At 69.5% G+C, this 25,921-nt stretch carries 24 protein-coding genes and 2 pseudogenes; 8 read left to right on the top strand and 18 right to left on the bottom strand.

Features of this window, described 5'->3' with window-relative positions:
* Positions 1-851 (bottom strand): outer membrane protein (locus ACLBWX_RS20485; protein WP_056469463.1); only part of this gene is annotated, 851 nt, incomplete at its 3' end.
* A 422-nt stretch (positions 852-1,273) separates the two neighbouring features.
* On the opposite strand from ACLBWX_RS20485, the gene ACLBWX_RS20480 reads away from it, so the two are divergent.
* Positions 1,274-1,588, top strand: a complete 315-nt coding sequence (locus ACLBWX_RS20480; protein WP_447678823.1) for a hypothetical protein — start codon at positions 1,274-1,276, stop codon at positions 1,586-1,588.
* Positions 1,589-1,668: 80 nt separating this feature from the next.
* Here ACLBWX_RS20480 and ACLBWX_RS20475 read toward each other — a convergent pair whose 3' ends face one another.
* The 4 genes from ACLBWX_RS20475 to ACLBWX_RS20460 all read right to left on the bottom strand — a co-directional run bounded on the left by ACLBWX_RS20475 (position 1,669) and on the right by ACLBWX_RS20460 (position 4,257).
* Positions 1,669-2,388 carry a di-trans,poly-cis-decaprenylcistransferase gene (locus ACLBWX_RS20475; RefSeq protein ID WP_447678822.1) on the bottom strand — a complete coding sequence of 240 codons (720 nt, stop codon included), beginning with the start codon at positions 2,386-2,388 and terminating at the stop codon, positions 1,669-1,671.
* 67 nt (positions 2,389-2,455) lie between these two features.
* Positions 2,456-2,824, bottom strand: coding sequence for a transcriptional regulator (locus ACLBWX_RS20470; RefSeq protein WP_056469473.1), 369 nt, complete (start codon positions 2,822-2,824; stop codon positions 2,456-2,458).
* Positions 2,811-3,443, bottom strand: coding sequence for a hypothetical protein (locus tag ACLBWX_RS20465; RefSeq protein WP_447678821.1), 633 nt, complete (start codon positions 3,441-3,443; stop codon positions 2,811-2,813). Before ACLBWX_RS20465 ends, ACLBWX_RS20470 begins: the two co-directional genes overlap by 14 nt.
* A gap of 85 nt (positions 3,444-3,528) precedes the next feature.
* On the bottom strand, positions 3,529-4,257 hold the full coding sequence (locus ACLBWX_RS20460) for an aspartate/glutamate racemase family protein (protein WP_447678820.1): 729 nt from the start codon (positions 4,255-4,257) through the stop codon (positions 3,529-3,531).
* Positions 4,258-4,557: 300 nt separating this feature from the next.
* Here ACLBWX_RS20460 and ACLBWX_RS20455 point away from each other — a divergent pair, with 300 nt between their 5' ends.
* Complete coding sequence (locus tag ACLBWX_RS20455) at positions 4,558-6,300, top strand: DEAD/DEAH box helicase (RefSeq protein WP_447678819.1); 1,743 nt, start codon at positions 4,558-4,560, stop codon at positions 6,298-6,300.
* A 129-nt stretch (positions 6,301-6,429) separates the two neighbouring features.
* Positions 6,430-7,482: a diguanylate cyclase gene (locus tag ACLBWX_RS20450; RefSeq protein ID WP_447678818.1), complete on the top strand. Its 1,053-nt coding sequence runs from the start codon at positions 6,430-6,432 to the stop codon at positions 7,480-7,482.
* Between the two features lie 21 nt (positions 7,483-7,503).
* Here the strand turns inward: ACLBWX_RS20450 and ACLBWX_RS20445 are convergent, their stop codons facing one another.
* A complete protein-coding gene (locus tag ACLBWX_RS20445) occupies positions 7,504-7,881 on the bottom strand; it encodes a HesB/IscA family protein (RefSeq protein ID WP_447678817.1) in 378 nt (125 codons plus the stop codon).
* 147 nt (positions 7,882-8,028) lie between these two features.
* Between ACLBWX_RS20445 and ACLBWX_RS20440 the strand changes: the two genes are divergently transcribed.
* A complete protein-coding gene (locus ACLBWX_RS20440; RefSeq protein WP_447678816.1) occupies positions 8,029-8,622 on the top strand; it encodes a Uma2 family endonuclease in 594 nt (197 codons plus the stop codon).
* Positions 8,623-8,629: 7 nt separating this feature from the next.
* On the opposite strand, the gene ACLBWX_RS20435 is transcribed toward ACLBWX_RS20440, so the two are convergent.
* The 6 genes from ACLBWX_RS20435 to ACLBWX_RS20410 form a co-directional block, all read right to left on the bottom strand.
* Complete coding sequence (locus ACLBWX_RS20435; protein ID WP_447678815.1) at positions 8,630-9,010, bottom strand: SUF system Fe-S cluster assembly protein; 381 nt, start codon at positions 9,008-9,010, stop codon at positions 8,630-8,632.
* A gap of 10 nt (positions 9,011-9,020) precedes the next feature.
* On the bottom strand, positions 9,021-10,265 hold the full coding sequence (locus ACLBWX_RS20430; protein WP_447678814.1) for a cysteine desulfurase: 1,245 nt from the start codon (positions 10,263-10,265) through the stop codon (positions 9,021-9,023).
* 177 nt (positions 10,266-10,442) lie between these two features.
* Positions 10,443-11,765, bottom strand: coding sequence for a Fe-S cluster assembly protein SufD (gene sufD / locus ACLBWX_RS20425; RefSeq protein ID WP_447678813.1), 1,323 nt, complete (start codon positions 11,763-11,765; stop codon positions 10,443-10,445).
* Between the two features lie 2 nt (positions 11,766-11,767).
* Positions 11,768-12,520: a Fe-S cluster assembly ATPase SufC gene (gene sufC / locus ACLBWX_RS20420; protein WP_447678812.1), complete on the bottom strand. Its 753-nt coding sequence runs from the start codon at positions 12,518-12,520 to the stop codon at positions 11,768-11,770.
* 164 nt (positions 12,521-12,684) lie between these two features.
* Positions 12,685-14,154, bottom strand: a complete 1,470-nt coding sequence (gene sufB / locus ACLBWX_RS20415) for a Fe-S cluster assembly protein SufB (protein ID WP_447678811.1) — start codon at positions 14,152-14,154, stop codon at positions 12,685-12,687.
* Positions 14,155-14,221: 67 nt separating this feature from the next.
* Positions 14,222-15,382, bottom strand: coding sequence for a cysteine desulfurase family protein (locus tag ACLBWX_RS20410; protein WP_447678810.1), 1,161 nt, complete (start codon positions 15,380-15,382; stop codon positions 14,222-14,224).
* Positions 15,383-15,711: 329 nt separating this feature from the next.
* Between ACLBWX_RS20410 and ACLBWX_RS20405 the strand changes: the two genes are divergently transcribed.
* Both ACLBWX_RS20405 and ACLBWX_RS20400 read left to right on the top strand, forming a co-directional pair.
* On the top strand, positions 15,712-16,368 hold the full coding sequence (locus ACLBWX_RS20405; protein WP_056186925.1) for an alpha/beta hydrolase: 657 nt from the start codon (positions 15,712-15,714) through the stop codon (positions 16,366-16,368).
* Positions 16,369-16,435: 67 nt separating this feature from the next.
* Complete coding sequence (locus ACLBWX_RS20400) at positions 16,436-16,621, top strand: DUF3606 domain-containing protein (protein ID WP_447678809.1); 186 nt, start codon at positions 16,436-16,438, stop codon at positions 16,619-16,621.
* Between the two features lie 230 nt (positions 16,622-16,851).
* Here the strand turns inward: ACLBWX_RS20400 and ACLBWX_RS20395 are convergent, their stop codons facing one another.
* From ACLBWX_RS20395 to ACLBWX_RS20375, 5 genes and pseudogenes are all read right to left on the bottom strand, one after another.
* The gene (locus ACLBWX_RS20395; RefSeq protein ID WP_447678808.1) at positions 16,852-17,286 is read right to left on the bottom strand and encodes a PIN domain-containing protein; all 435 of its coding nucleotides are present in this window, start codon (positions 17,284-17,286) and stop codon (positions 16,852-16,854) included.
* A complete protein-coding gene (locus tag ACLBWX_RS20390; protein WP_447678807.1) occupies positions 17,283-17,576 on the bottom strand; it encodes a type II toxin-antitoxin system Phd/YefM family antitoxin in 294 nt (97 codons plus the stop codon). The genes ACLBWX_RS20395 and ACLBWX_RS20390 overlap by 4 nt, the downstream gene beginning before the upstream one ends.
* A 48-nt stretch (positions 17,577-17,624) precedes the next feature.
* Positions 17,625-19,676 (bottom strand): annotated as a pseudogene (locus ACLBWX_RS20385) (Pls/PosA family non-ribosomal peptide synthetase); the annotation flags it as partial.
* Between the two features lie 213 nt (positions 19,677-19,889).
* Positions 19,890-21,713, bottom strand: a pseudogene (locus ACLBWX_RS20380) (amino acid adenylation domain-containing protein); the annotation flags it as partial.
* A gap of 138 nt (positions 21,714-21,851) precedes the next feature.
* Complete coding sequence (locus ACLBWX_RS20375; RefSeq protein WP_447678806.1) at positions 21,852-22,442, bottom strand: histidine phosphatase family protein; 591 nt, start codon at positions 22,440-22,442, stop codon at positions 21,852-21,854.
* Between the two features lie 136 nt (positions 22,443-22,578).
* Here ACLBWX_RS20375 and ACLBWX_RS20370 point away from each other — a divergent pair, with 136 nt between their 5' ends.
* Both ACLBWX_RS20370 and ACLBWX_RS20365 read left to right on the top strand, forming a co-directional pair.
* On the top strand, positions 22,579-23,661 hold the full coding sequence (locus ACLBWX_RS20370) for a polyphosphate kinase 2 family protein (RefSeq protein ID WP_447678805.1): 1,083 nt from the start codon (positions 22,579-22,581) through the stop codon (positions 23,659-23,661).
* A 73-nt stretch (positions 23,662-23,734) separates the two neighbouring features.
* Positions 23,735-24,871 carry an AAA family ATPase gene (locus ACLBWX_RS20365; RefSeq protein WP_447678804.1) on the top strand — a complete coding sequence of 379 codons (1,137 nt, stop codon included), beginning with the start codon at positions 23,735-23,737 and terminating at the stop codon, positions 24,869-24,871.
* 19 nt (positions 24,872-24,890) lie between these two features.
* Here ACLBWX_RS20365 and fabI read toward each other — a convergent pair whose 3' ends face one another.
* A complete protein-coding gene (gene fabI, locus ACLBWX_RS20360; RefSeq protein ID WP_447678803.1) occupies positions 24,891-25,733 on the bottom strand; it encodes an enoyl-ACP reductase FabI in 843 nt (280 codons plus the stop codon).
* Positions 25,734-25,921 lie beyond the last annotated feature (188 nt).

The following is a 25,921-nucleotide window of genomic DNA, read 5'->3' as shown; positions in this document are numbered from 1 at the left end:
TAGTAGGAGCCGAACTTGTAGTTCAGGCCGGCGCGGACGACGGCGAACTCGGTGCCGCTGTTGCGGTTGGTGAAGCCGGGCTGACGGTAGAGAACGTTGTTGGTGTCGTAAGCGTAGACGCCAGCGTTGCGGTTGTTGTTCTCGAGGTTCACGTACAGGCCTTCGACCTTGAGCGTGACGGCCGAGGACTTGAAGAAGTTCAGGAACGAGTCGGTCGGCAGGGCGTACTCGATACCGCCGCCAGCGGCCCAGCCAGTGCGGAAGTCGTCGTTGCCGCGGAAGCCGCCGAAGGAGCGCTCATTGCTGCCAGCGCCGTAGGCGAAGCCACCGGTGCCGTACACGAGGGTGCGGTCGAAGGCATAGCCAAGGCGGCCGCGCACGGTGCCGAAGTAGTCGAGGCTGGCGGTGCCGCGCGGATCGACGAAGGTGACGCCAGGGGTGGCTGCAAAGGTGCCGGGACCGACGAGAGCGTTGTTCCGGCTACGGCCGAAATCGACGTACTGAGCGTCGGCCTCAACACCGATCACGACACCCGAGCCCGGGGTGAACTGATAGTTGTAGCCGATCTGGCCACCACCCGTGAAACCCTCGTTCGAGTTGTTGGAGTAGACGATCTGAGCGCCTGCGATGCTCGGCTGCACAAGGTTCGGAAAGACATTGTTGTAGACGTTGGTCTGGCGATTCGAGGCGTCGAAGCCGTAGCCGGCGTTGAAACCAGCGTAGAAGCCGGTCCAGGTGAACACCGGCACCGGCACGAACACCGGGGGAGCCGCGCGGCGCGGAAGATCGGCGGCCGAAGCGACGGCAGTCAGGCCGGCGAGCACGGTGGAGGCGAGAAGCAGTCTTTTCATGGGTTTAACCTGGTCCTGGTTGGCGAGAGCCGGCGCGCTTGTAGTCCCTGGCCGACGCGAGGTCTGTCGCTTTCCTGCAACAAGGCCACCTATTAGGACCTCAGATGTCAAAGAAGGGTAAAGGTTAGCGATCGGTCATTTCGAGCTTTGTGCGTCGGTGCCATCACGCACATCCTCGGGGGACAAGTGATCCCGCCATTGGGCCTCGCTTGTTGAAATCAAGACCCGTCGCAAGACTTTCTTCAGATCCGAATTGCCCGCAGGATCGTGCCGGATTGCGGGTCGATCTCACGTTTTATTGCCGTCTGGCGCGGGGCTGCGCTATCGCGAAGCGCCCTCGGCGCAAGTCCTCCTTAACCATGACGGGCGAGACTTCGGGGCGCGCGGGCAGGGTCCGCGCCGCCAGACGGACGACCGCGCCCATGCTCCTGCCCCGCCCCCCTCTCGACCTGCCCGTGGACGCGCTCGCCCGCGAGGCGAGGACGGAGTTCGGGCGCGGGGCGGCGGAGCCGCCGCGAACGGCGACCCTGCTGCCCTGGGCGATCAAGGTCGGCCTGGTCGTCGCGGTGTGCGCCTTCGGCGCCACCCAGTACCTGTCCCGCGCCGTGGAGCGCGGCCCGGATCGCCAGCGCGAGGCGCGGATCCCGGTCGCCGATCCCGAGACCACGGGCGCCATCGGCCCCGCGGCGTCCCGCACGCGCCTCGATCCCTGCACGGCGCTCGACCTCAGGCGCTGAGCATGCGCGCCGCGGAGGGCGCCGCCCGCCCCGTGCGCCTCGAGGACTCGTCCGCGCTGCCGGCCCCGAGGTCCGGGGTCTCAGGCGGCCCGGGCGGGCGCGGCGAGACCGCCGAAGCGGCGGGTCCGGCCCGAGAAGGCCCGGAGCGCGGCGGCGAGGTCCTCCGGACCGAAATCGGGCCAGTGCGTGGGCGTGAAGTGCAACTCGGCATAGGCGCTCTCCCACAACAGGAAGTCCGAGAGGCGCTGCTCGCCGCTGGTGCGGATCACAAGGTCGACGTCCGGGATCGGCTCGCCGCTGACCGCCCGCCCGAAGGCGGCGGCCGATGGCGTGCCGGGTTCCACCGACGTGCCCGCCAGCGCGCCCGCCGCCGCCAGGATCGCGGCGCGGCCGGAATAGTCGATCGCGATGCGCAGGTGCAGGCCGTTTCCGGCCGAAGTCAGGTGCTCCGCCCGGCCCATGGCCTCGGCGAGACCCGCGGGCAGGCGATCCCGCCGGCCGATCACGCTGAGGCGTATCCCCGCCCGCGCCAGGTGCGCGGCCTCGGTCTGGAGGTAGTGGCGCAGCAATTCCATCATGCCGGTGACCTCGTCCGGCGGCCGGCGCCAGTTGTCGCTGGAGAAGGCGTAGAGCGTCAGGGTGCCGATGCCGGCCCCGGCCGCCGCCGCGACGACCCGCCGGGTCGCCGCGACACCGGCCCTGTGGCCCGCCACCCGCGGCGATCCGCGCTCGGTCGCCCAGCGGCCGTTGCCGTCCATGATGATGCCCACATGCAGTCGGTCCTGCAGAGTGCTTTGCATTGTAAAGTTTCCTGGCAAATGGAGGATGGATCTTGGGCGTCGGAGAGTGGCGAAGCCTGCGGACGGATCAGGCCGGCTGCGGCCGGCCCGCGGCTTCGGGGGCGCGCTCGGCCGCCTCGGCGGCGTCGCGCACCACGCGCTCCAGCACCGCGAGATAGTCGAGGAAACGGCTGCGCCCGGCGGCGGTCAGGCCGCAGGTGGTCTGGGGCCGGTTGCCGTCGTAGCCCTTGCGGATCTCGACGAGGCCGGCCTCCTGCAGAACCTGGAGGTGGCGGCTGAGATTGCCGTCGGTGAGCCCGCAGAGCTGCTTGAGGTCGCCGAAGGCGAGGCCCTTGGGATGGGCGATCAGGGAGGTGAGGAGGCCGAGGCGGGCCTTCTCGTGGATGACCCGGTCCAGCCCCTCATAGGCGAAGGGAGCCGCCTCAGCCCGCGACATCGGTGGCCTCCGTGCTCTGGCGGACGACGAGCGCCATCAGCCCCTGCCCGACGGCGAAGGGCAGCCCCATCGCCCAGGGCGACAGGGCATGGCTCTCGGCCGTCAGCACCAGCACCGCGAGGCCGGCCACGAGGTACCAGGCGCCCACCAGGGCGACCGCCCGCGGCATGACCCGGGCGCCGGCGAAGATCCCCAGGCTCACCAGCACCTGCCACAGGCCGGGCAGCATCCACAGGGTCTCGGGCGAGACCCGCGCCAGCACCAGGGCGAGGAGCGCGCCGACGGCACCGGCCGGCAGGAACTGCTCCACCGCGTCCCGGATCATCGCGTCGGCGAAGCCGCCGCTGTGCCGGCGCGAGCGGGCCCACATCTCCCACCCGATCAGGCCGAGGGCGCCGAAGGCGGTGGCGATCCAGCCGCCGAAATAGAGCAGCGGCGACGCCGACGGATCGTCGAGGAGGAGGGTCTGTGCCGTGGCGGTGGCGAGCGCCAGTCCCGCGGTGGCCGCGAAGGCCGCCGACCCATACCCCCGGAAGGCGCTGCCGCGGCCCAGCTGCGTGCGGATGGCGAAGATGTCGGCCAGGGCCTTGTCCAGATGGGCCTTGTCGAGATCCGTCATGGGGCATGCCTCGCTCTGCATCGCAAAGTATATTGATCCGCAAAGCGGATGCAAGCGAGTTCTTTGTATCGCAAAGAGAAGAGTGTCAGGTGCGGGCCAGGAGGCGCGCGAGCGCCGGCGACAGGCCGAGACTCGCCAGCGGCGGAGCTTCCTGCGCCGGGCGCCCTCCCCCAGCCGCGGCGGCCAGCACCGCGCGGGTGCCGGCCTCGACCGAGCACAGCACCGGGGCCGGCACGGCGGGCTGGATCCGCGCCGCGAGCCCGGCCAGGGCCGCGCCGCCGAGGATCACCGCCTCGGCGCCATCCTCCCGGACGCAGGCGTCGCAGGCCGCCGCCAGGAGGCCGAGGGCCGCCTCCGGGTCGGCGGCGATCTCGGCCCCCGTGGGCGCGACGGTGCGCACGCCGGTCAGGCGCCCGCCGAGGCCGAGGCCGGCCACGAACTCCGTCAGCATCGGCCCCCACAGGACGCCGCCCGTGACGATGGCGAAGGGCCGGGCGCCCGCGCTCGCGGCCCGGCAGGCGGCCTCCGCCATCCCGACCACCGGGACCGGGGAGACCTCGCGCAGGGCGGCGAGGCCGGGATCGCCGAAGCAGGCGAGGTAGACGGCGTCGCAGCCGTCCCCGTGTTCGGCGAAGGCGTCGAGGGCGGCGTGCCCGGCGATCGCGGCCGCCGCGCGGCTGGAGATGTAGCGGGCCCCGAACCGCCCGGTGGCGGGCACCAGGGCGACGCCGTCCCCGGCGATGGCCCGGACATGGGCGGCCACGAGTTCGGTGACGGAGGCGGTGGTGTTCGGGTTGATGAGCAGGATGCGCAAGGCGGTCCTCGGTCCAGGGCGGGGATCGCGACCGCCGAGGCAAGGGGCTGGCCAATCGGGCTGGCCAATGGGGCCGGCCAAAGGATCCGGGTCGTGGTGCGCGGGCGACACGGGCCTGCGGATAAGCCGTCCTGCCCGGGTTCCCCTCGATTGACAAGGCCGTGCAAGGCCCTAAGTGTCCCCGCAACGTGCGTGCGCGGCGGGTTGGTGTATCGAAGCCGCCCCTGATGCCAGCCGTCGCCGTGTCGATGTCCTCCGCGCCGGTTGGTCCATTCCCGCGCGCAACGGTTCTCATAGAATATGTCTTTTGCCGACCTCGGATTGAGCGACAAGGTCCTCCAGGCCGTCACGGCGGCCGGTTATTCCGAGCCCACGCCGATCCAGGCCCAGGCCATCCCTCACGTGCTCGCGCGCCGCGACGTCCTCGGCATCGCCCAGACCGGCACCGGCAAGACGGCGGCCTTCACGCTGCCGATGCTGACGCTCCTGGAGAACGGCCGGGCCCGCGCCCGCATGCCGCGCACGCTGATCCTGGAGCCCACGCGTGAGCTCGCCGCCCAGGTGGTGGAGAATTTCGACCGCTACGGCATCAACCACAAGCTCAACGTCGCGCTCATCATCGGGGGCGTCTCCTTCGCGGAGCAGGACGCCAAGCTGATGCGCGGCACCGACGTGCTGATCGCGACGCCGGGCCGGCTCCTCGACCATTTCGAGCGCGGCAAGCTGCTGCTCACCGGCGTCGAACTGCTCGTCATCGACGAGGCCGACCGCATGCTCGACATGGGCTTCATTCCCGACATCGAGCGCATCGTGAAGATGGTGCCCTTCACCCGCCAGACCCTGTTCTTCTCCGCCACCATGCCGCCGGAGATCGAGCGGCTGGCCGACATGTTCCTGCACACGCCGCAGCGGATCGAGGTGGCCCGGCCCGCCTCCACCGCCTCGACCATCGTGCAGAAGCTCGTGGCCACGAGCTCGGAGGGGCACGAGAAGCGCGACCTCCTGCGCCGCCTCATCCGCGGCGAGGCAGAGCTGAACAACGGCCTCATCTTCTGCAACCGCAAGCGCGACGTGGCCCTGCTCCAGAAGTCCCTGGCCAGTCACGGCTTCAACGTCGCGGCCCTGCACGGCGACATGGACCAGCGCGCCCGGACCATCGCGCTGGACGGCTTCCGCTCGGGCGAGGTGCCGCTCCTGGTGGCCAGCGACGTGGCGGCGCGCGGCCTCGACATCCCGGCGGTGAGCCACGTCTTCAACTTCGACGTGCCGCACCATCCGGAAGACTACGTGCACCGCATCGGCCGGACCGGCCGCGCCGGCCGCGCCGGTCACGCCTTCACCCTGGTCAGCCGCGCCGACGAGCGCTCCCTCAGCGCCATCGAGGCCCTGATCGGCCAGCCGATTCCCTGGGCCGAGGGCGACCTCGCCACGGTGCCGGAGTCCACGCCTTCCGCGGAAGGCGAGTCGACCCGCACCCGCTACCGCGGCAAGACGGGCCGGCAGGTCCGGAGCGGCGAGGGCCGCAAGCCGGAAGGCCGCGCATCCGAAGGCCGGGCCGCGTCGGGCGGCCGTCCGGAACGGACCAGGACCGAGAGCGCCAAATCGAGTCCGGCGAAGTCGAATTCGGCCAGGTCGAATCCGGCCAGGTCGAATCCTGCCAGGTCGGGTCCCGCCGAGTCGGAATCGGCCGGGCCGGACGAGGCCGTGAGTGCGGATGCCGGCGGTGGGCCGGAGGCGGCGGAGGACCGTGCGCCGAAGCGGGCCGGTCGCCGGGATGGGCGCGGCACCCGCGCGTCGTCCCGCCGTGGCGTGTCCGAGCGCGCGGCGCCGGAGGCGGAGGTCACGCAGGACCTCGCCCCGGCCCCCGCGCCGCAGGCTCCGAACCGGGCGCCCCGTCCCGAGCGCACCGCCGAGCGGTCCCGCGAGGAGCGCCGCCCGCCACGCCGGCGCGGCGACGAGGACGAGGGCGAGACGCCGGTCGGGCTCGGCTCGCACGTGCCGGCCTTCCTGCTGCGTCCGGCGGTCGTCAAGCCCTCGAAGTAGACCGCTCCCTCGCGGCGCACGTCCGCGCCGAGCTTAACCGCATCTCCATGATCGTTTCCGTATGATGCGGCGACGCGAGGACGCTCCGCTCCGGAATCGGATTGGAGGGATGGGACGGTTGGACGAACGATGGACGGCAGTCACGGCGACCGTGAACGGAGCTTCGCGCTGGCCGAGCGCGCCAACGCGTTGATCCGCGATTACGGCCCGTCGGCCGAGCCGCGCGCCTACGCCGTCTGGTACGCCTACGTCGCCGGCACGCAGCCGCAGATGAACGACGCCCTCAAGCGCCTGACTGCGACCTCGGGGCGCCTGACGGAGACGGACGTCGACGGCCTCTACGAGACCTATCTCGATCCCTCGCGCCTCTCGGCCGTCACCGAGCGGGCGAGCAGCAGCGTGCTGTCGGAGATTGCGGGGGTGATGGAGGTGCTGGACCTCTCCCTCGGCACCACCGCGCAGTACGACGCATCCCTGCGGGACCTGACGCGGGACCTCGATGGCACCGTTCCGAACGCGGCCGGCCTGCACTCGATGGTCGCCGCCCTGGTGGCGACCACCCGCGAGGTCACCGCCAACAACCGCACCCTCGAGGCGCGGATGCGCGAGAGCCGGAGCGAGATCGAGACCTTGCGCGAGACCCTGGAGGCGACGCGCCTGGAAAGCCTCACCGATCCGCTCACCGGCTTGTCGAACCGCAAGCATTTCGAGGACAGCCTGTGCCGGCTGGTGCAGGGGGCGTCCACGGCCGCGCCGGCCTGCCTGATCGTCATCGACGTCGATTCGTTCAAGCGCTTCAACGACGTCTACGGCCACATCACCGGCGACCAGGTGCTGCGCCTCGTGGCCATGGTCATGCGCGAGCACGTCAAGGCTCACGCGGTCCTCGCCCGCTTCGGCGGCGAGGAATTCGCCATGCTCCTGCCCGCCACCTCCCGGGCGGCGGCCTACGCCCTCGCCGAGACGGTGCGGACCAGCGTGATGGCGCGCGAGCTGGTGAAGCGCTCCACCGGCGAGTCGCTCGGCAAGATCACGATTTCGCTCGGGGTTGCGGTGCACCGCCCGGGCGACACGGCGGTGTCGCTGCTCGAGCGGGCCGACCAGTGCATGTTCAGGGCCAAGCGCGACGGCCGCAACCGCACGGTCGACGACGCCGACATGGACCTGTCGAGCGTCGCCTGACGCCGCGTCCGCTCCGGCGCGTCAGGCGCCGGCGTGGACCGCCTCCGGGTTCACCGGCGTGATCGCGACGGATTCGCCGCAGCCGCAGGCCGAGGTCTGGTTCGGGTTGTTGAACACGAACTGAGACGAGAGCTTGTTGGTCTGGAAGTCCATCTGCGTCCCGAGCAGGAACAGCAGCGCCTTCGGATCGACGAAGACGGTGACGCCGCGATCCTCGACCTTGTCCTCCCCGGGCTTCTGCGCCTCGGCATATTCCATGGTGTAGGACATGCCGGCGCAGCCGCCGTTCTTCACGCCGACGCGCAGGCCGGCGATGGGGCGGTCCGCATCGGCGATGATGGCCTTGATGCGCGTCGCCGCCGCGTCGGTCAGCGACAGGACCTTGAACTTCGATGCCATGATGTCTCTCCGACAGCCGGGTTCAAGGCCCGGGCGGGTGAGGGTGCTAGAACCCGGTTAAGATAAGGATTGCGGAGCCTGCGGTCCACCGCCGGCGGAAGCCGACCTAAACCGTGTTATCCTCGGCGATGGCCGATGGGGGTTTTCATGGCGCAAACTGCACGGCGCTCGATGAGCGTCGAGGAGTTCTTCATCTGGCAGCGGCGCCAGGATGGTCTCCATGAACTCGTCGATGGAGTGCCGGTGCCACATGTGAAGACGATGACGGGCGCCAGCGCCCAGCATGATCGGGTGGCCGTCGATATCATCGCTGCACGTCACGGCCAGCTGCGCGGGACGGGGTGTCGCCCAACGACAGATGATATCGGCCTGCGAACCGGTATCGCGACCCTACCCCGTCCAGACGTCACCGTAGAATGCGGAGACCTGATCCTGGACAGCTGCGAGAATCGAACCCCCCGCCTTGTCGTCGAGGTGTTGTCACCCTCGACGAGCACCATCGATCGTTTCCGAAAGCTGGAAGAATACAAGCGACATCCGACGATCGTTTATATTCTTCTCGTGGAAACACGTTGGCCCAGCGCCACGCTCTATCGGCGCGATGGAGAAACCTGGGACACGCAGGCCTCCGAGACGATGGACGCGGATGTCGATCTGCCCGCCATCGCTGCACACCTGCCGTTGATCGACATCTACGACGGCATGACCTTCGTCGGGTTGCGCGGAGCACCCATCGTCTGACCGTCCGCTACCACATGTCCAGCGCGACGCGGGCCTCGTCCGACATGCGGCTCTGGTCCCACGGCGGGTCGAACACCATCGTGACGGCGCAGGATTGCACGCCCGGCACCGCGGCCACCGCGGTCTCGACCCAGCCCGGCATCTCGCCGGCCACGGGACAGCCCGGCGCGGTCAGGGTCATGTCGATGGCGACCGTGCGGTCGTCGGCGATGTCGACCTTGTAGATCAGGCCGAGTTCATAGATGTCGGCCGGGATCTCGGGATCGTAGACGCTCTTGAGGGCGACCACGATGTCGTCGGTCAGGCGGTCGAGTTCCTCGGGCGGGATCGCCGAGTCGCTCGCGATGGCGGGGGCGTTGGCTCCGCCGGTGATGGCTGCGTCGCTCATGGTCTGGTCCTCAGGCGAACATCATCTCGGCCTTGGCAAGCGCCTCGGCGAGGGCGTCGACTTCTCCGGTGGTGTTATACAATCCGAACGAGGCGCGACAGGTGGAGGTCGCGCCGAAGCGGGTGAGCAGGGGCATGGCGCAGTGCGTCCCGGCCCTGATCGCGACGCCGTAACGGTCGATCACGGTGGCGATGTCGTGGGCATGAGCCCCCTTCATCTCGAAGGCGATGACGCCGCCCTTGTCCCGGGCCGTGCCGATCATCCGCAGGGAGTTCATGGCGCCGAGGCGCTCCTGGGCGTAGGCGAGCAGGGACGCCTCGTGGGCGGCGATCTTCTCACGGCCCAGCGTCATCATGAATTCGAGCGCCGCGCCGAGGCCCACCGCCTCGACGATCGCCGGCGTGCCCGCCTCGAAGCGATGCGGCGGATCGTTGTAGGTGACGGTGTCCTGGGCGACCGTGCGGATCATCTCGCCGCCGCCCTGGTAGGGCGGCAGGCGCTCCAGCCACTCCTTCTTGCCGTAGAGCACGCCGATGCCGGTGGGTCCGTAGACCTTGTGGCCCGTGAAGACGAAGAAGTCGCAGTCGAGCGCCTTCACGTCGATGGGCTGGTGCACCGCGCTCTGCGCCCCGTCGAGGAGCACCGGCACGCCGTGCGCGTGGGCGATCCGCACGATCTCGCGGGCCGGTGTCACGGTGCCGAGCACGTTCGACATGTGGGTGATCGCCACCATCTTGGTGCGGGGCGTGAACAGCTTCTCGTAGTCCTCGACGAGGAAGTTGCCCGCGTCGTCGACGGGCGCCCACTTGATCACGGCCCCGCGCCGCTCGCGCAGGAAGTGCCAGGGCACGATGTTGGAATGGTGCTCCATGATCGAGAGGATGATCTCGTCCCCCTCCCCGATCAGGCCGGCCCAGCCCATGGACGAGGCCACGAGGTTGTAGGCCTCGGTGGCGTTGCGGGTGAAGATGATCTCGTCGGTGGACCCGGCGTTCAGGAACTGCCGCGTGGTCTCGCGCGCGCCCTCGAAGCCTTCCGTGGCGGCATTCGCCATGAAGTGCAGGCCGCGATGGACGTTGGCGTAGCCCGTCTCCATGCAGTTCACCATGGCGTCGATGACGGCGCGCGGCTTCTGCGACGAGGCCGCGTTGTCGAGATAGACCAAGGGTTTGCCGTAGACCTTCTGCGACAGGATCGGGAACTCGGCCCGGATCGCCTGGACGTCGTAGGGAGTGTTCGGGACGGGTGCGTTCATGGATGGACCTGTTTGGTGTCCGATCCGCCCCCTTCGCGGGGCGGGCGCCTCGCGGAGCGAGGCGAGAAGAGGTTGCTCGCGAAGTCGGCCGGATGAAGCGAGCGCCTTATCTCGATATGGCGCGGCCCTTCCCCCGTCGCTCCGCGACCACCTCCCCCGCGGAGGGGGAGGGTTTTGTCAGGCTCGCGCCGCGAGCCACGCCTCGATCGTCCCGACCAGCGCCTCTCGGACGCCGTCGTGGCCGACCGACTCGATGGCCGCGCCGAGGAAGGCCTGGACCAGCAGGCTCTCGGCCTGGGCCTTCGGCAGCCCGCGCTGCATCAGGTAGAACAGCAGGTCCTCGTCGAGGGCTCCGCAGGTGGCGCCGTGGCCGCAGGCGACATCGTCGGCGAAGATCTCCAGCTCGGGCTTGTTCATCATCTGGCCGGCGTCGGACAGGATGAGGCAGGCCGACATCATCTTGCCGTCGGTCTGCTGAGCCGCCTGCTGGACGATGATCTTGCCCTGGAAGACCCCCGTGGCCTCGCCGTCAACCACGGTCTTGAACAGCTCGCGGCTGACGCCGCCGGTGGCGGCATGGTCGGCCAGGAAGGTGGTGTCGGCGAGCTGGCGGCCGTTGAGCATGGCCGCCCCGTTCACCACCGCGCGGCCGTCGGCCCCGGCGAAGTTCAGGTAGACCTGGTGGCGCGAGAGGACGGCGCCGACGACCACGTTGACGGTCTCCACCGCGGACGCAGCGCCGAGCTTCACGGACAGCGTCGACAGGGCCACGGCCTCGCGACCTTCCGCGTTGAGGCGGGCGTGCCGGAAGGTGGCGGTGTCGGCCACCGTCACGTCGAGGGCGTCGTTGGGCTGGTAGGCGACGCCGTCCGGCCCCTCGTGGCTCTCCAGCACCGTGACCTCGGCGCCCTCCCCCAGCACCACGAGGACGCGGGTCGCGGTGGAGTAAGCCTCCGCGCCCGTGCCGATGAAGCGCAGGTGCAGTGGGGCCTCGACCTTGGCGCCGGGCTCGACCGCGATCAGCGCACCATCCGCCAGGAAGGCGGTGTTGAGCTGGTAGATCGCGTTCTCGGCGGCCTGGCGCACCGGCGTCAGCCGGTCGAGGAGCGCGTGGCCCTCCGTGAGCGCCCGGGTCAGCGGCGTGACCGTGACGCCGGCCGGAATCCGGCCGAGGTCGGATTCCGCCTCGATCAGGTGGCCGTTGACGAAGGTGAGGCGCACGGCCTCGATCCCGGCAAAACCCCTGGCGCTCGCCACCGCCGCCCGCGCGACCTCGGCCGAGGGCATCTCGGCCGGATGGGCCGCGTCACGGAAGGCCGAGCGCAGGTCGGTGTACTTGAAGGCCTCGACGCGGCGGGTCGGCAGGCCGACCGCCTCGAAGTAGCGGAACGCCTCCTCGCGGGCGATCGAGACGCCCGTGGGGTACTTCATCCTGGTGGCTTCGAAGAGCTTGGAGAGCCCGGCCTCGGCCGCGCTGCGCAGGGGTGTGATGTCGGCCATGATCAGGCGGCCTCGCTTGTCCGGTACTCGGCATAGCCGGAGGCCTCGAGCTCCAGGGCGAGCTCCTTGCCGCCCGACTTCACGATGCGGCCCTGCGACATCACGTGGACGACGTCCGGCACGATGTGGTTCAGCAGGCGCTGGTAGTGGGTGATGACGAGGAAGGAGCGGCCTGTCGCGCGGAGCGCGTTGACGCCCTCGGAGACGATGCGCAGGGCATCGATGTCGAGGCCGGAATCGGTCTCGTCGAGGACGCAGAACTTCGGCTCCAGCAAGGCCATCTGCAGGATCTCCATGCGCTTCTTCTCGCCGCCGGAGAACCCGACGTTGAGGGCACGCTTGAGCATGTCCTTGTTGATCTCCAGCTTCTCGGCCGCCGCGTTCACCCGGCGGATGAAGTCGGGGGTGGAGAGCTCGCCCTCGCCCCGCGCCCGGCGCTGGGCGTTCAGGGTCGCCTTGAGGAAGGTCATGGTCCCGACGCCCGGGATCTCCAGCGGATACTGGAAGGCCAGGAACACGCCCGAGGCGGCGCGCTCGTCGGGGCTCATCTCGAGGATGTTCTCGCCGTCGAGCAGGATCTCGCCGTCGAGGACTTCGTAATCTTCCTTGCCCGCGATGACGTAGGACAGGGTCGACTTGCCCGAGCCGTTCGGACCCATGATGGCGGCGACCTCGCCGTCGTTCACGGTGAGGTCGAGCCCGTTGAGGATCTGCTTGTCCTCGATGGCGACCACGAGGTTCTTGATTTCGATCATTGCAGCATAGTCCATTCTAGGTTGAATGCCCGGCGCGGAACCGAAACGGTCCCTGGCGTCGGAAAGCTTTGATGTGCGGCCGTCGGCCCGGACGGCAGGGCGCCGGGCGTTCCGGCCCCGTGGGGAACCGAAGCGTCCGCGCCGCGTCGCGACGTCCCTTGTCCTCAGCCCACGGAGCCTTCGAGGCTGATCGAGATCAGCTTCTGGGCCTCGACGGCGAACTCCATCGGCAACTGCTGCAGCACGTCGCGGACGAAGCCGTTGACGATGAGCGCGGTCGCCTCCTCGTTGGAGAGGCCGCGCTGCTGGCAGTAGAACATCTGGTCTTCCGAGATCTTCGAGGTGGTGGCCTCGTGCTCGAACTGGGCCGACGAGTTCTTCGACTCGATGTACGGCACGGTGTGCGCGCCGCACTGGTCGCCGATCAGGAGCGAGTCGCAATTGGTGAAGTTGCGCGCGCCCGTCGCCTTGCGGTGTGCCGAGACGAGGCCCCGGTAGGTGTTCTGCGAGCGCCCGGCCGAGATGCCCTTCGAGATGATCCGGCTGGTGGTGTTCTTGCCCAGATGGATCATCTTGGTGCCGGAATCGACCTGCTGCATGCCGTTCGACACCGCGATCGAGTAGAACTCGCCGCGGGAATTGTCGCCGCGCAGGATGCAGGACGGGTACTTCCAGGTGATGGCCGAGCCGGTCTCGACCTGCGTCCAGGAGATCTTCGAGTTGACGCCCCGGCAATCGCCGCGCTTCGTCACGAAGTTGTAGATGCCGCCCTTGCCCTCGTTGTCGCCCGGGTACCAGTTCTGGACGGTCGAGTACTTGATCTCGGCGTCGTCCAGGGCGACGAGCTCGACCACGGCGGCGTGGAGCTGGTTGTCGTCGCGCTTCGGGGCGGTGCAGCCCTCCAGATACGAGACGTAGCTACCCTTGTCGGCGATGATCAGCGTGCGCTCGAACTGGCCGGTGTCGCGCTCGTTGATGCGAAAGTACGTCGACAGCTCCATCGGGCAGCGCACGCCCGGCGGGATGTAGACGAACGAGCCGTCGGAGAAGACCGCCGAGTTCAGGGTCGCGAAGAAATTGTCGGTCACGGGCACGACCGAGCCGAGGTACTTGCGCACCAGGTCGGGGTACTCGCGGATGGCCTCCGAGATCGGCATGAAGATCACGCCGGCCTTCGAGAGTTCGGCCTTGAAGGTGGTCGCCACCGAGACCGAGTCGAACACCGCGTCGACCGCGACCCGACGCTCAGGGGCGATGCCCTCCAGCACCTCGACCTCGCGCAGGGGAATGCCGAGCTTCTCGTAGGTCTTCAGGATTTCCGGATCGATCTCGTCGAGCGACATCGCCGCCGGGCGCTTCGGAGCGGCGTAGTAGTAGATGTCCTTGTAGTCGACCTTGTCGTAGGAAACCCGCGCCCAATCGGGCTCCTGCATGGTCTGCCAGCGCTTGTAGGCGTCGAGGCGCCAGGCGAGCATCCACTCGGGCTCGTCCTTCTTGCCCGAGATGAAGCGGATCACGTCCTCGGAGATGCCCTTCTCGGACTTCTCCATCTCGATCGTGGTCTCGAACCCATACTTGTACTGGTCGAGATCGATCGAGCGGACCCGGTCGATGGTTTCCTGCACTGCAGGCATTATGCGTCTCCTGACATGCCCGGCGTCAAGGACCGGGTGTTGGTCGGATGGCTCGGGAAGGCGGCACTCACGCCGCGTGCCCCTGCCGTCGATATAGGGTCTCCACCAGGCGTTCGCAGGCGGCGCGACACCGCGCTGCGTCGCTTTCGGTGCTGTTCCACCCGAGGCTGACGCGCAGCGCCCCCGCGGCGAGCGCAGGGGTGACGCCCATGGCCATGAGCACGGGCGAGCGCGCGACCTTGCCGGAGGCGCAGGCCGAACCGGACGAGATCGCGACGCCCGAGAGGTCCAGCCGCATCAGCGCCGTCGGGGCGTCGAGCCCCGGTACGGCGAAGCACAGGGTGTTGGGCAGGCGCGGGGCGCCGGCGCCGAACACGACGAGGTCGGGCGCGCAGGCGCGCAGACCGTGCGCGATGCCGTCGCGCAGGGCCGCGAGGCGGTCCGTCCGCGCGGGATCGGCGAGGTCCGCGGCGACCCCCAGCCCGACGATGCCGGGCAGGTTCTCGGTTCCGCCGCGCAGGCGCGCTTCCTGCCCGCCGCCGCGCAGGAAGCCCGCGTCCAGGGTCACGCCCTCGGCGAGCACCAGGGCGCCGACGCCCTTGGGCGCGCCGAGCTTGTGGCCGGACAGGCTGAGGGCGTCGAGGCCGAGGGCGGCCATGTCCAGGGGGATCTTGCCGATGGCCTGAACGGCGTCCGTATGCACCAGGGCACGGCCATGCGCCCGGGCCAGCCCGACGATCGCCGCCAGCGGCTGGATCACGCCGGTCTCGTTGTTGGCGGCATGGATCGAGATCAGCACGTCCGCCCCGGCATGCCGGGCGAGCAGGGCCTGCAGGGCGTCGCGCTCGATCACGCCGGCGGCGTCCACCGGCACGATGTCGACGGCCTCCGCCGGGAAGCGATGGCCGGCCGAGACGCAGGGGTGCTCGGTGGCGCCGACGAGAAGGCGCGTTGGCGCCGGGCGGCCGAGGCGGACCAGGGCACCGGACAGGACCGCGTTGGCGGCCTCGGTGCCGCCGCTGGTGAACACCACGCGGCCCGTGCCCGCTCCGACGCGCCGGGCCACCGCGTCCCGGGCGGTCTCCAGGGCGGCCCGGGCCGCCCGGCCCTCCGCGTGGATCGACGAGGGGTTGCCCGGCAGGCCGAGCGCCCGCGCCACGGCGGCCGCGACCTCCGGCCGAACCGGTGAGGTCGCGTTGTGGTCGAGGTAGGCGCGGGGCGAAGTCATCCGGGAAAAACCACTGGCGGCGTCAAGGGCGAAAGCGACAAATCCTTGCTTTTGCCCCCCACGATCATGCTAAGGCGCGGACACGATACGTGTTCCGGTCGCCCATCGTGCGGGGAACGCGCCGGTCCGAAACTGGCTCGACCGACGCTTGTTTAGAATAGTTCTAGTTCGCTAGAACTATTCTAAGAGCGCTTTTAGGTTCGTGGTCGGATGAGTCAAGGCACGCCTCACGGCTTTGCCCGGGCGTCGGATGTGCGCGAGTTCCCGCCGAGCCGGCGATCCACCGCGCGATGCCCGCCCGGGCCATCCGCTCAGGAGTGTTGGTTCCCATGCCCGAAGTCATCTTCACCGGTCCCGCCGGCCGTCTCGAAGGACGCTATCAGGCGCCCAAGAAGAAGGGCGCCCCGATCGCGATCGTGCTGCATCCGCACCCCCAGTTCGGGGGCACGATGAACAACCAGATCGTGTACAATCTTTTCTACACCTTCGCCAATCGCGGCTTCGCGGCCCTGCGCTTCAATTTCCGCGGCGTCGGCCGCAGCCAGGGCGCGTTCGACCACGGCACCGGCGAGCTCTCCGATGCGGCCTCGGCCCTCGACTGGGTGCAGTCGGTGAACCCGGAGGCCCGCGCCTGCTGGATCGCCGGCGTCTCGTTCGGCTCGTGGATCGGCATGCAGCTGCTGATGCGCCGTCCCGAGATCGAGGGCTTCATCTCGATCGCCGCGATGGCCAACCGCTACGACTTCACCTTCCTGGCCCCCTGCCCTTCGTCGGGCCTGTTCGTGCACGGCTCCGAGGACCGGGTCGCTCCGGCCCGCGAGGTCATGCCGGTGATCGAGAAGGTGAAGACCCAGAAGGGCGTCATCATCGAGCATCAGATGGTCGAGGGCGCCAACCACTTCTTCGACGGCAAGGTCGACGAGCTGACCCAGACCGTCGACACCTACCTCGACAAGCGCCTCGGCCCGAAGCCCGAGGCGGCGTGATCCGGGTTCGCTACTTGAAGTTGATTCAAGAATGCATATCCTTCCTGGTGCAACTTGAGGAAGCGCCATGAATGATGATTTGGAACGCCGTGGTCCGGAAGATCCCAGCAAGATCAGTCTGAGCGAGGCTTGGGAGGTCCGCTACTGGACGAAGCGGTTCAATGTCACAGAGGATCAACTCCGCGAGTGTATCCGTCGCGTCGGGAACGGAACAGCGAAGGTCGCTCATTGCCTTGGAAAGGCATGGCCGTAGCGGGCTCGCGGCAGAGCCACAACGATCGTCGGCCGAAATGACAAGCGGCAGTGCTCGATGACGGAGCGCTGCCGTTTTTTGTTGTCTTCTCGCCCTCATACCTGCGCGTGCACCACCGTCATGGCGGGCGCCCCTCCGCCCTCCGGAGACGACGTCCTTTTGCCGAGCGCCATCATCAGCCGGCCTTTTCGTGCACATCGCGCGTCCGGTGTTCGCGAGCGCCGGACCGCCTAAGGCCAAGCGTCGGTCCACGGGTTCAGCAGAGGCACGCGAGTTTTTCGATAATCCGCCACATCCCGGGTCACGACCGTTAAGCCGTGCCGAAGGGCTGTCGCCGCGATGATGAGGTCGGGCTGCGGAAAGGTATGGCCCGCCTTGCGACCCTCCTCGACGAGAAGACGCCAGGTGAACATCACGTCCTCGGTGATCTCGAGCACCCGGTGTTCGAACAGGGGGCGAACCTTGTGGGTCAACCACGCATTGAGCTCCGCGCGCCGACCGACCTCAGCGACGCATTCGATTCCGAAGCGGATCTCGGCCAGGGTCGCGGTGCTGACGTGGAGGCGGTCGAGAGGCTGGCCGGCCACGAAATCCACCACGCGTCGCTCTGGCTTCGGCCTGCGCAACTCGGACAGGATGTTCGTGTCGAGAAGCCAGCCGGTCACAAGATCACGTCGCGCACGGGCATGATGCTCCGCGGCGGATCGAGATCGACCTCCCTGTCAGGCATGGCCTGCATCGCCGCGATCAGGGTCGAGCCGTCGAGGTTGCCGTTGAGCCGCCGGAACTCCTCGACGGAGATCACCACGACCTCGTCCCGGCCCCGCACCGTCACGTGCTGAGGTCCCTCGCTACGGACGCGGCGCACGAGTTCGCTGAAGCGCGCCTTGGCGTCCTGCAACGGCCAGGCTCCTCGCGAATGCGACGATCCGGACGACTTCGACGATCTGGTCATACCGACCAGATTAGCAGGTCGTCGCTGTCGGTCCAGCGCTCCTCGCCCTCAATCCGCGTGCACCACAGGCACGGCGGGCGCCCCCTCCCATTCCGAGTGCGCCGGGATCGACTCGCCCTTCATGACGATGGTGAGCGGGCGCAGGCGGGCGTAGTCGCCGACCTTGGTGTCGTAGAGCACCGTCGAGAAGGCACCGACCGAGACGCCCCGGCCGACCTCGACCCGGCCGACCTTCATGATGCGGTCCTCGTAGAGGTGCGTCTGCAGGGCGGAGGTGCGGTTGATGGTGGCGTAGTCGCCGATGGTGACGCAGTCGAACTCGGTGATGTCGGTGGTGAGCATGCACACGCCCTGGCCGACCTTCACCCCGAGGAGCCGCAGCATCCACGGCAGGAACGGGGTGCCGGCGAGGTGCTCCAGCAGGACCTTTCCGGCCAGCCCCCAGTAGAGCACCGCGACGGCCTCGGTGCGCATGGCCCACCAGGACCACATCGGCTGCATGCCGGGCTTGTAGACGCCCATCAGCAGCCATTTGACCGCGATGACCGTGAAGGACTGGATGAAGGCGATGGCGACGGAGACGACGACGAAGCTGACCGCGAGGCCGGTCCAGTCCTGGGCCAGGATCGCCGGGTAGAAGTAGAAGTCGATCGCCGAGATCGCGAGGGTGATGAACAGCATCGGCGAGAACGAGGTCGAGAACGCCTCGAAGATGCCGCGCCGGAGCTTGGGTCCGATGCCGGGCTCGTAGGTCTGGGTGTTCGAACCGAGATCGACCCGCTGGCGCGAGGGCAGCTTGATCGGCGGCGAGCCGAACCAGGTGTCGCCGGGCGTCATCAGCTCGTTGGCCGGCGGCTTCGACTTGATGCCGATGAGCACGTCCTCGGGAATCACGGCGCCGGGCGGCACCACGGCATCGTTGCCCACGAAGACGCGCGGGCCGGTCCGGACCTCGTGCATCGTCATCCAGCCGCGCCGGATCTCCTCCTCGCCGAAGACCACCTCGTCGGCGATGAAGTTGCGCGCGCCGATATCGGCCAGATCGTAGCGCCCGGCGAGGTTGGTGGAGATCTCGGCCCCCTGCCCCATCCGGGCGCCCATCAGGCGGTACCAGGCCCGCATGTAGACGGTGGCGAACAGGGAGGAGAGCGTCTCCAGCGTCACCTCCGCCGCGAGCGCCACCGCCCACTTGCGCAGGTAGAAGCCGCTGTAGATCGAGTGGGTGCCGGAGGAGACGCGGGGCAGCACCAGCCAGCGGATGCCTGCGATCAGCAGCACGGTGCCCGCCGTCATCAGCATGGCGGTCGGCCAGGTCAGCAGCGGCAGGTACCAGTGATAGTCGATGTCGGTGATGTCGCCGAGGGAATCGCTGAGCTGGTCGAAGATGTAGAAGGCCGGGAAGATCGGCAGCAGGCCGATGGCGGGGATCGCCGCCAGCAGGAAGGTGTAGAGGGCCGCGAAGGCGAAGCGCCGACCGGGCGAGGCCGTGGCGGGTGCGGGCAGCACGGACGGATCGGCCATGCCGACCTTGGCGCCCGGCGAGCCGTCCCAGATCTCGGCGGTCCCCACCCGCGTGCCGGTGGGGATGGTGGTGAGGTCGCCGATCTCGGCATGGTCGCCGATCACCGTGTCGGGGCCGATGACGCAGGAGGCGCCGATGGCCACGTCCGCGCCGATGCGGACGCGGCCGATGATCAGCTCGTCGCCCACCACCTCCGCGTTGGCGATGACGAGACGTCCGCCCAGCGAGGCGCCGGGGCCCACGCTGAGGAGATCCGGCGCGCCGATTTCCGCGTCGGAGATCAGCGCGTCCTTGCCGATGTCGGCGCCGAGCAGCCGCAGGTAGAACACGATGGCGGGCGAGCCCTGGAGCCACTTGATGTGGACCAGCGGCGTCAGGCGCTGCGCCAGCCACCAGCGATAATAGTACACGCCCCAGAGGGGGTAGCGCCCGGGTTTCGTGCGCCCGAGGATCAGCCACTTGGCCGCCACCGCCACCGAGGCCGTCACGGCGTTGATGCCGATATAGACCAGGAGCAGCACGGCGAGCTCGCCGAAGAACCCGAGGCCGCCGCCGGTGAGCAGCAGGTAGGTCACGAAGATGCCGAGCCACTGCGCGGTGGCGAGCGCGATGACGAAGGGCAGGGCCGCAGCCTGGGCGAGGCCGCAGAGGAAGCGCCGCTTCAGGGACGGCGCCGGGAAGCTCAGGTCCCGGATCGCCATCTCGGTGCCGACGCCGCCGGTGCGGGCGACGAGCGTGTCCGCCATGGCCCGCAGGGTGCGCTGGCCGTAGACGTCCTGCAGGGTGATGGCGGCGAGCGCCGGGATCTCGCGGACCGCGCCGACGAAGCGGGCGGCCAGCAGCGAGTGGCCGCCGAGATCGGCGAAGAAGTCGCCCTCGAAGGGGATCGCCTGGTTGCCGAAGATCCGGTTGGCGGCGGCGAGCAGCGCGGCCTCGGTCTCGTTGCGCGGCGGCTCCTGCTCGCCCGTGGTGTCGGCCACCGTGAGGGTGGCGATGCGCAGGGCCTTGCGGTCGACCTTGCCCGAGGTGAGGCGCGGCAGCACCTCCACCGCCTCGAAATGTCCCGGCACCATGTAGGGCGGCATCTGCCCGGCCAGGGTCTGGCGCAGGCCCGCCTTGTCGATCTCTCCGCCGCGCTCGGGCACCAGGAAGGCGACGAGGCGGTCGACCCCGTCGTCCTGACGCAGCACCACGGCCGCCTGATTGATGCCGGGCAGGACCTGGATGCGCGACTCGATCTCGCCGAGCTCCACCCGGAAGCCGCGGATCTTCACCTGGTCGTCGATGCGGCCGTGGAACAGGATGTTGCCGGCCGCATCCAGGGAGACCGCGTCGCCCGAGCGGTACAGGACGGGGTCGGTCCCGTCCGAGGCGAAGGGATTGGCGATGAACTTCTCGGCCGTCAGCTCGGGGCGCTTCAGGTAGCCCTTCGCGACGCCCGGGCCGCCGATGAGGAGTTCGCCGGGCTGGCCCGGCCCGAGGAGTTCCAGGGCCTCGCCCGCCACGTAGACGGAGTAATTCGCGATCGGGCCGCCGATGGTGACGGGCGCGCCCGGCCGCATCTCGGCGGCGGTGGCCACCACCGTGGCCTCGGTCGGCCCGTAGGTGTTGAAGAGCTGTCGCGCACCGCTCGCCCAGCGGGCGACCAGGGGCTCGGGCAGCGCCTCGCCGCCGAGCAGCACGAGGCGCACCGTGGGCAGGTCCCGCGAGATCATGGCGAGGAGCGTCGGCACGGTGTCGAGGACGGTGACGCCGGCCCGGGCGATGATGTCCGGCAGGCTCTCGACGTCGCCCATCATGGCCGGCGAGGCCACGAACAGCGTCGCGCCCACGAGGTAGGGCACCCAGATCTCCTCCATCGAGAGATCGAAGGCGACGGAGGCGCCCTGGAAGACCACGTCGTCGGGCCGCATTCCGTAGAGCGCGTTCCCCGAGCGCAGGAAGTGGCAGATGTTGGCGTGGCTGATGACGATGCCCTTCGGCACGCCGGTCGAGCCCGAGGTGTAGATGAGGTAGGCCGGATGCTCCGGTGTCAGGCCCGACGCCCGCGGGTCCGGGAGCGCGGCTTCCGCCGGCGTCGCGGCCGCGAGTCCGGCCACCGTCAGGCTCGGCGTGCCGGCGGGGGCCTGCGGTTCCAGGGCGGGCGAGACGAGGAGCGCCTTGGCCCCGGCATCGTCCAGGCAGACCGCGACGCGGTCGGCCGGGGCCTCGGCGTCGAAGGGCAGCCAGGCCGCGCCCGACAGGGTGATGCCGATCTGGGCGATCAGCAGCTCGGGTCCCCGCGCCATCCAGAGGCCGACCACGTCGCCGGGGCCGATGCCGCGGTGGGCGAGGCCCCGGGCGATCGTGCTCGCCTGCGCCTCGACCGCCGCGTAGGTGAAGGCCGGATGGGCGCCGTCGGGGCCGGTGCTGGCCCCGTCCACGAGGGCCGGATGGTCGGGGCGCGCCCGGGCGCTCTCCCGGAAGATCTCGCTCAAGGTCTCGTCGCGGATGAGGTCGGGGCGCACCGCGCCGCGCAGGACCGCCCGCGGGCCGGTCGCCTCCGCCGGGGGACTCGTCTCCTGAGGCCCGCGCGTTGCCGCCCGGGGCCGGGTCGTCTCGGCGAGACTGGTCATCCGCTGCTCCGCTGCCGGCACCCGATCGGGCACCGTCCTTTTGGCCGGGTAGGCGCCCGGATCGCGCCGAAATCACGGCGCGTCTAGCACGTTTGGGCGGCAGGCTTGAACCGGGGTTGAACGCGCAGAACGGTCAGGTCAGGCCCAGCGCCATCCGGCCCGGTCGAGGACGAGGACGCTGCCCTGCCGGATTCCGATGCGGGGCGCGTCGCGGATGCCGAGATGGCCCCGGATCACCAGGATCGCCCGGGCGACGCCGCCATGGGCGACGATCACGGCGGGCCGCGTCAGCGCGGCGATGGCGGGCGCGACCCGGTCCACCAGCATGGCGTAGCTCTCGCCGGTCCCGCCGGGCGGGCGATAGCCCCAGCGGTCGCGGTCGCGGGCAAGGGCCCCGGCGGAGTCCCAGCGCCGGATCTCGGCCCAGGTCGAGCCCTCCCAGGCACCGAAGCTGATCTCCGTCAGGCGGGGATCGAGGCGATAGCCCTCCGGGTCGAGGTCGAGGGCCGCGCGCAGGGTCTCCATGGTCCGTCGGGTCCGGGTCAGCGGGCTCGCGACGAAGTCCATGCCGGCGAGGTCGGCGCCGCCGGTGGCGGTCGCGAGGCGGGCGGCCACGGCGCCGGCCTGACGCAGGCCTTCGGCGTTCAGGTCGATGTCCCGCTGCCCCTGGAGCCGCCCCTCTGCGTTCCAGTCGGTCTGGCCATGGCGGACGAAGTAGATCGGGTTCACGGCCTCATGACCGCCGCTCGCCGGAACGGCCGAGCCGGGCTATCGTTCTCGCACTCACATCCTGGCCCTGCACATCCTGGCCCTGCATCCCGGCGGCCGCCCCAGTCCGCCTTCCACCGAGGAAGCGAGTCTCATCATGTCGAAGCATCACGGCAAGCATCGCCGGGGCCAGAGTTCGGGAGAAACCGAAGCTTCCGCGTCGCAGCGTGACGTTTCGCACCGCAAGGATGCCGTGCCCGGCACGGAGGGCAAAAAGGAAAAGAAGGGCAAGGAGGACAAGAAGGGCAAGGAGGACGGGACGGGCAAGGCGCGCCGGGCCGGGCACCGGCCCCCCTCCTCCGCCTACTGGGCCCGCGAGGCCGAGAGCCGGGTCGGCGGCGCCCTCGATCACGTCGATCCCCGCCTGGCGCCCGCCGCCTCCGGCATCGTCACCGTGCAGCCCGGAAGCCGCTGCGACCTCGGCGCGATCGATCCGGACGCCGATGGCGGCCTCGACAAGGACGAGGCCAAGGCGGCGCTCGTCACCGAGCGCGCCCGCATCGCCGCCCTGCAGGAGCGGCTCTATGCCGAGCACGGGCGCAGCCTGCTCGTCGTGTTCCAGGCCATCGACACCGGCGGGAAGGACGGGACGATCCGGGCGGTGTTCGAGGGTGTGAACCCGCAGGGCTGCCGGGTGTGGTCGTTCAAGGTGCCGAGCGCGGAGGAGAGCTACCACGACTTCCTGTGGCGCTACCATGCCAAGGCGCCGGCGCGGGGCATGATCAACGTGTTCAACCGGAGCCATTACGAGGACGTCCTCGTGGTGCGGGTGAAGGACCTCGTGCCGGAGCCGGTCTGGCGCGCCCGCTACGCTCAGATCAACGATTTCGAGCGGATGCTCGCCGCCTCCGGCACCACCGTGCTCAAGTTCTTCCTCCACATCTCCAAGGACGAGCAGAAGGAGCGCCTGGAAGCCCGGATCGCGAACCCGGACAAGCACTGGAAGTTCGATCCCGCCGACCTCGTGGAGCGCCGGGCCTGGGACGCCTATCAGGCGGCCTTCGCGGATGCCCTGACCGCCTGCTCCACGCCGCAGGCGCCCTGGCACGTGGTTCCGGCCAACCGGAAGTGGTATCGCAATCTCCTCGTCGCCCGCACCATCGCCGATACCCTGGAGGCGATGGATCCGCGCTTCCCGGAGGCTCGGGCGGGGATCGACGGGACGACCGTCCCGGATTGATCGGGCGAAGCGATGAAGCCAAGAGTTGCGTCTCGAGCCTCGCGCGCCCGGCGCGACCGACGGGAGCGCGCGCATGCCGGCCGTCCGTGACGTCGCCGTATCGGGGTACCGGTCGTTGCGATCGATCCGCTTCCCCGTCGGCGCCCTCTCGGTCTTCATCGGCGCCAACGGCGTCGGCAAGACCAACCTCTACCGGGCGTTGGAATGCCTGCAATCGGCCGCCGCGAACACCCTGATCAGGGATCTTGCCGCGGAGGGCGGGATGGATTCCGCGAGCTGGGCCGGGGAGCGCAAGCGCCACGAACCGGCTCGGATCCGCTGGAGCGTCGAACTCGCCGACGACGCCAGCGGCCTGGCCTACGATCATGCCGTCGAGGTCGGGTTCAAGCCGATCAAGGTCACGGCGGGCTTTCCCCTGGAGCCCGACCTGAAGACCGAGCGGCTTCGTCTGATCTCGGCCCGGCGGCCGGCCACCCTGATGGAGCGCGACGGTCCGGGCGGCTTCCTGCGCGACGCGGAGGGGCGCAAGCGCAGCCTGGGGGGTGACCTTCTGCCGTCCGAGACCGTCCTCGGCACCATCCAGGATGCCGGTGCCTATCCGGACCTGCATCAGCTGCGCAGCGCCCTGGCGGCCTGGCGCTTCCACCACGATTTCCGGACCGACGCCGCCTCGGCGCTGCGCCGTCCCTGCCTGGCGGTCACCGCCCCGGTCCTCGCCTCCGACGGATCGAACCTCGCTGCCGTGTTCGCCACCCTCGCGCATATCCGCCAGGACGCAACCGACCTCGCGGCCGCCGTGGACGAGGCCTTCCCCGGCGCCCGTCTCGACCTGCCCCTGCCGGGGCGCCAAGCGCAATTCGGGATGGTGTTTCCCGATTATCCCAAACGGGTCTTCGAGGCGGCCGAGCTCTCCGACGGGACCCTGCGGTTCTTGGCCCTGGCCGGCGCCCTGCTCGCCTATCGGCTGCCGCCCTTCATCGCCCTCAACGAGCCCGAGACGAGCCTGCATCCGGACCTGCTGATCCCCCTCGCCCGCATGATCGTCAAGGCGTCGGAGCGCACGCAGGTCTGGCTGGTGACCCATTCCGAGCGGCTGGCCGGCGCCATCCTGGCAGAGGGCGGCCCCCGGCCCCACCGCGTCGTCAAGCGCGAGGGCGCGACCTGGATCGAAGGTCTCAGGCTGTTCGGCGATTTCGCGGAGGACGATTGAGCCGGGGCTAGGCCGGGCGTCAGTCCTTGTCGAGGCTGAGGTCCGGGGCTTCCGGGTTCTTCATGCCGACGACGTGGTAGCCGGCATCGACGTGCAGGATCTCGCCGGTCATCCCCTTGCTCATGTCCGAGACGAGGTAGGTCGCGGTCTCGCCGACCTCCTCGATGGTCACGGTGCGGCGCAAGGGGGCGTTGTACTCGTTCCACTTCAGGATGTAGCGGAAGTCGCCGATGCCGGAGGCGGCGAGCGTCTTGATCGGGCCGGCCGAGATCGCGTTGACGCGGATCTTCGAGGGGCCGAGATCGGCGGCGAGGTAGCGCACGGACGCCTCGAGCGCGGCCTTGGCGACGCCCATGACGTTGTAGTGCGGCATCCACTTCTCGGCGCCGTAATAGGTCAGGGTGAGGAGCGAGCCGCCGTTGGGCATCAGCTTCTCGGCCCGCTGGGCCACCGCCGTGAACGAGTAGCAGGAGATCAGGAGCGACTTGGTGAAGTTCGCCTCCGAGGTCTCGAGGTAGCGGCCCGTCAGCTCGTCCTTGTCCGAGAAGGCGATGCAGTGGACGACGAAATCGATGCCCTCGGGAAACACCTCGGCGGCGGCGGCGAAGACCGCGTCGATCGAGGCCGGATCGGTGACGTCGCAATGCCCGACCACGTGGGCGTCGAGTTCACGCGCCAGCGGCTCGACGCGCTTCTTGAGGGCGTCGCCCTGATAGGTGAAGGCGAGCTTGGCGCCGTGGGCGGCCGCACTCTTGGCGATGCCCCAGGCGATCGAGCGGTTGTTGGCGACACCGAGCACAAGGCCGCGCTTGCCGGCGAGGAGACCGCCGACGTGATCGTGAACCGGGTGCGTGTCCGCCATGTGTCACCTGAGCCAGAGCCGTGGCGCGTGCCGACGGGCCCGTCGGGCGACGGATCGGCGTGTACGCGCCGGGCATCTTTAGCGGAGGCGCGCCTGGGACGGAAGTCCGAGGCGCTGACAGCGCCGGAGGGCCGTTGCGCATCCGGCGAAGGCACCCGATCGGCCGGCCCCGTCAGCCGGCCTTGGAC

Source organism: Methylobacterium sp. M6A4_1b, from assembly GCF_053345175.1.
Note: the sequence above shows the minus strand (reverse complement) of the source record. Positions and strands in the feature narration are given on the sequence as shown.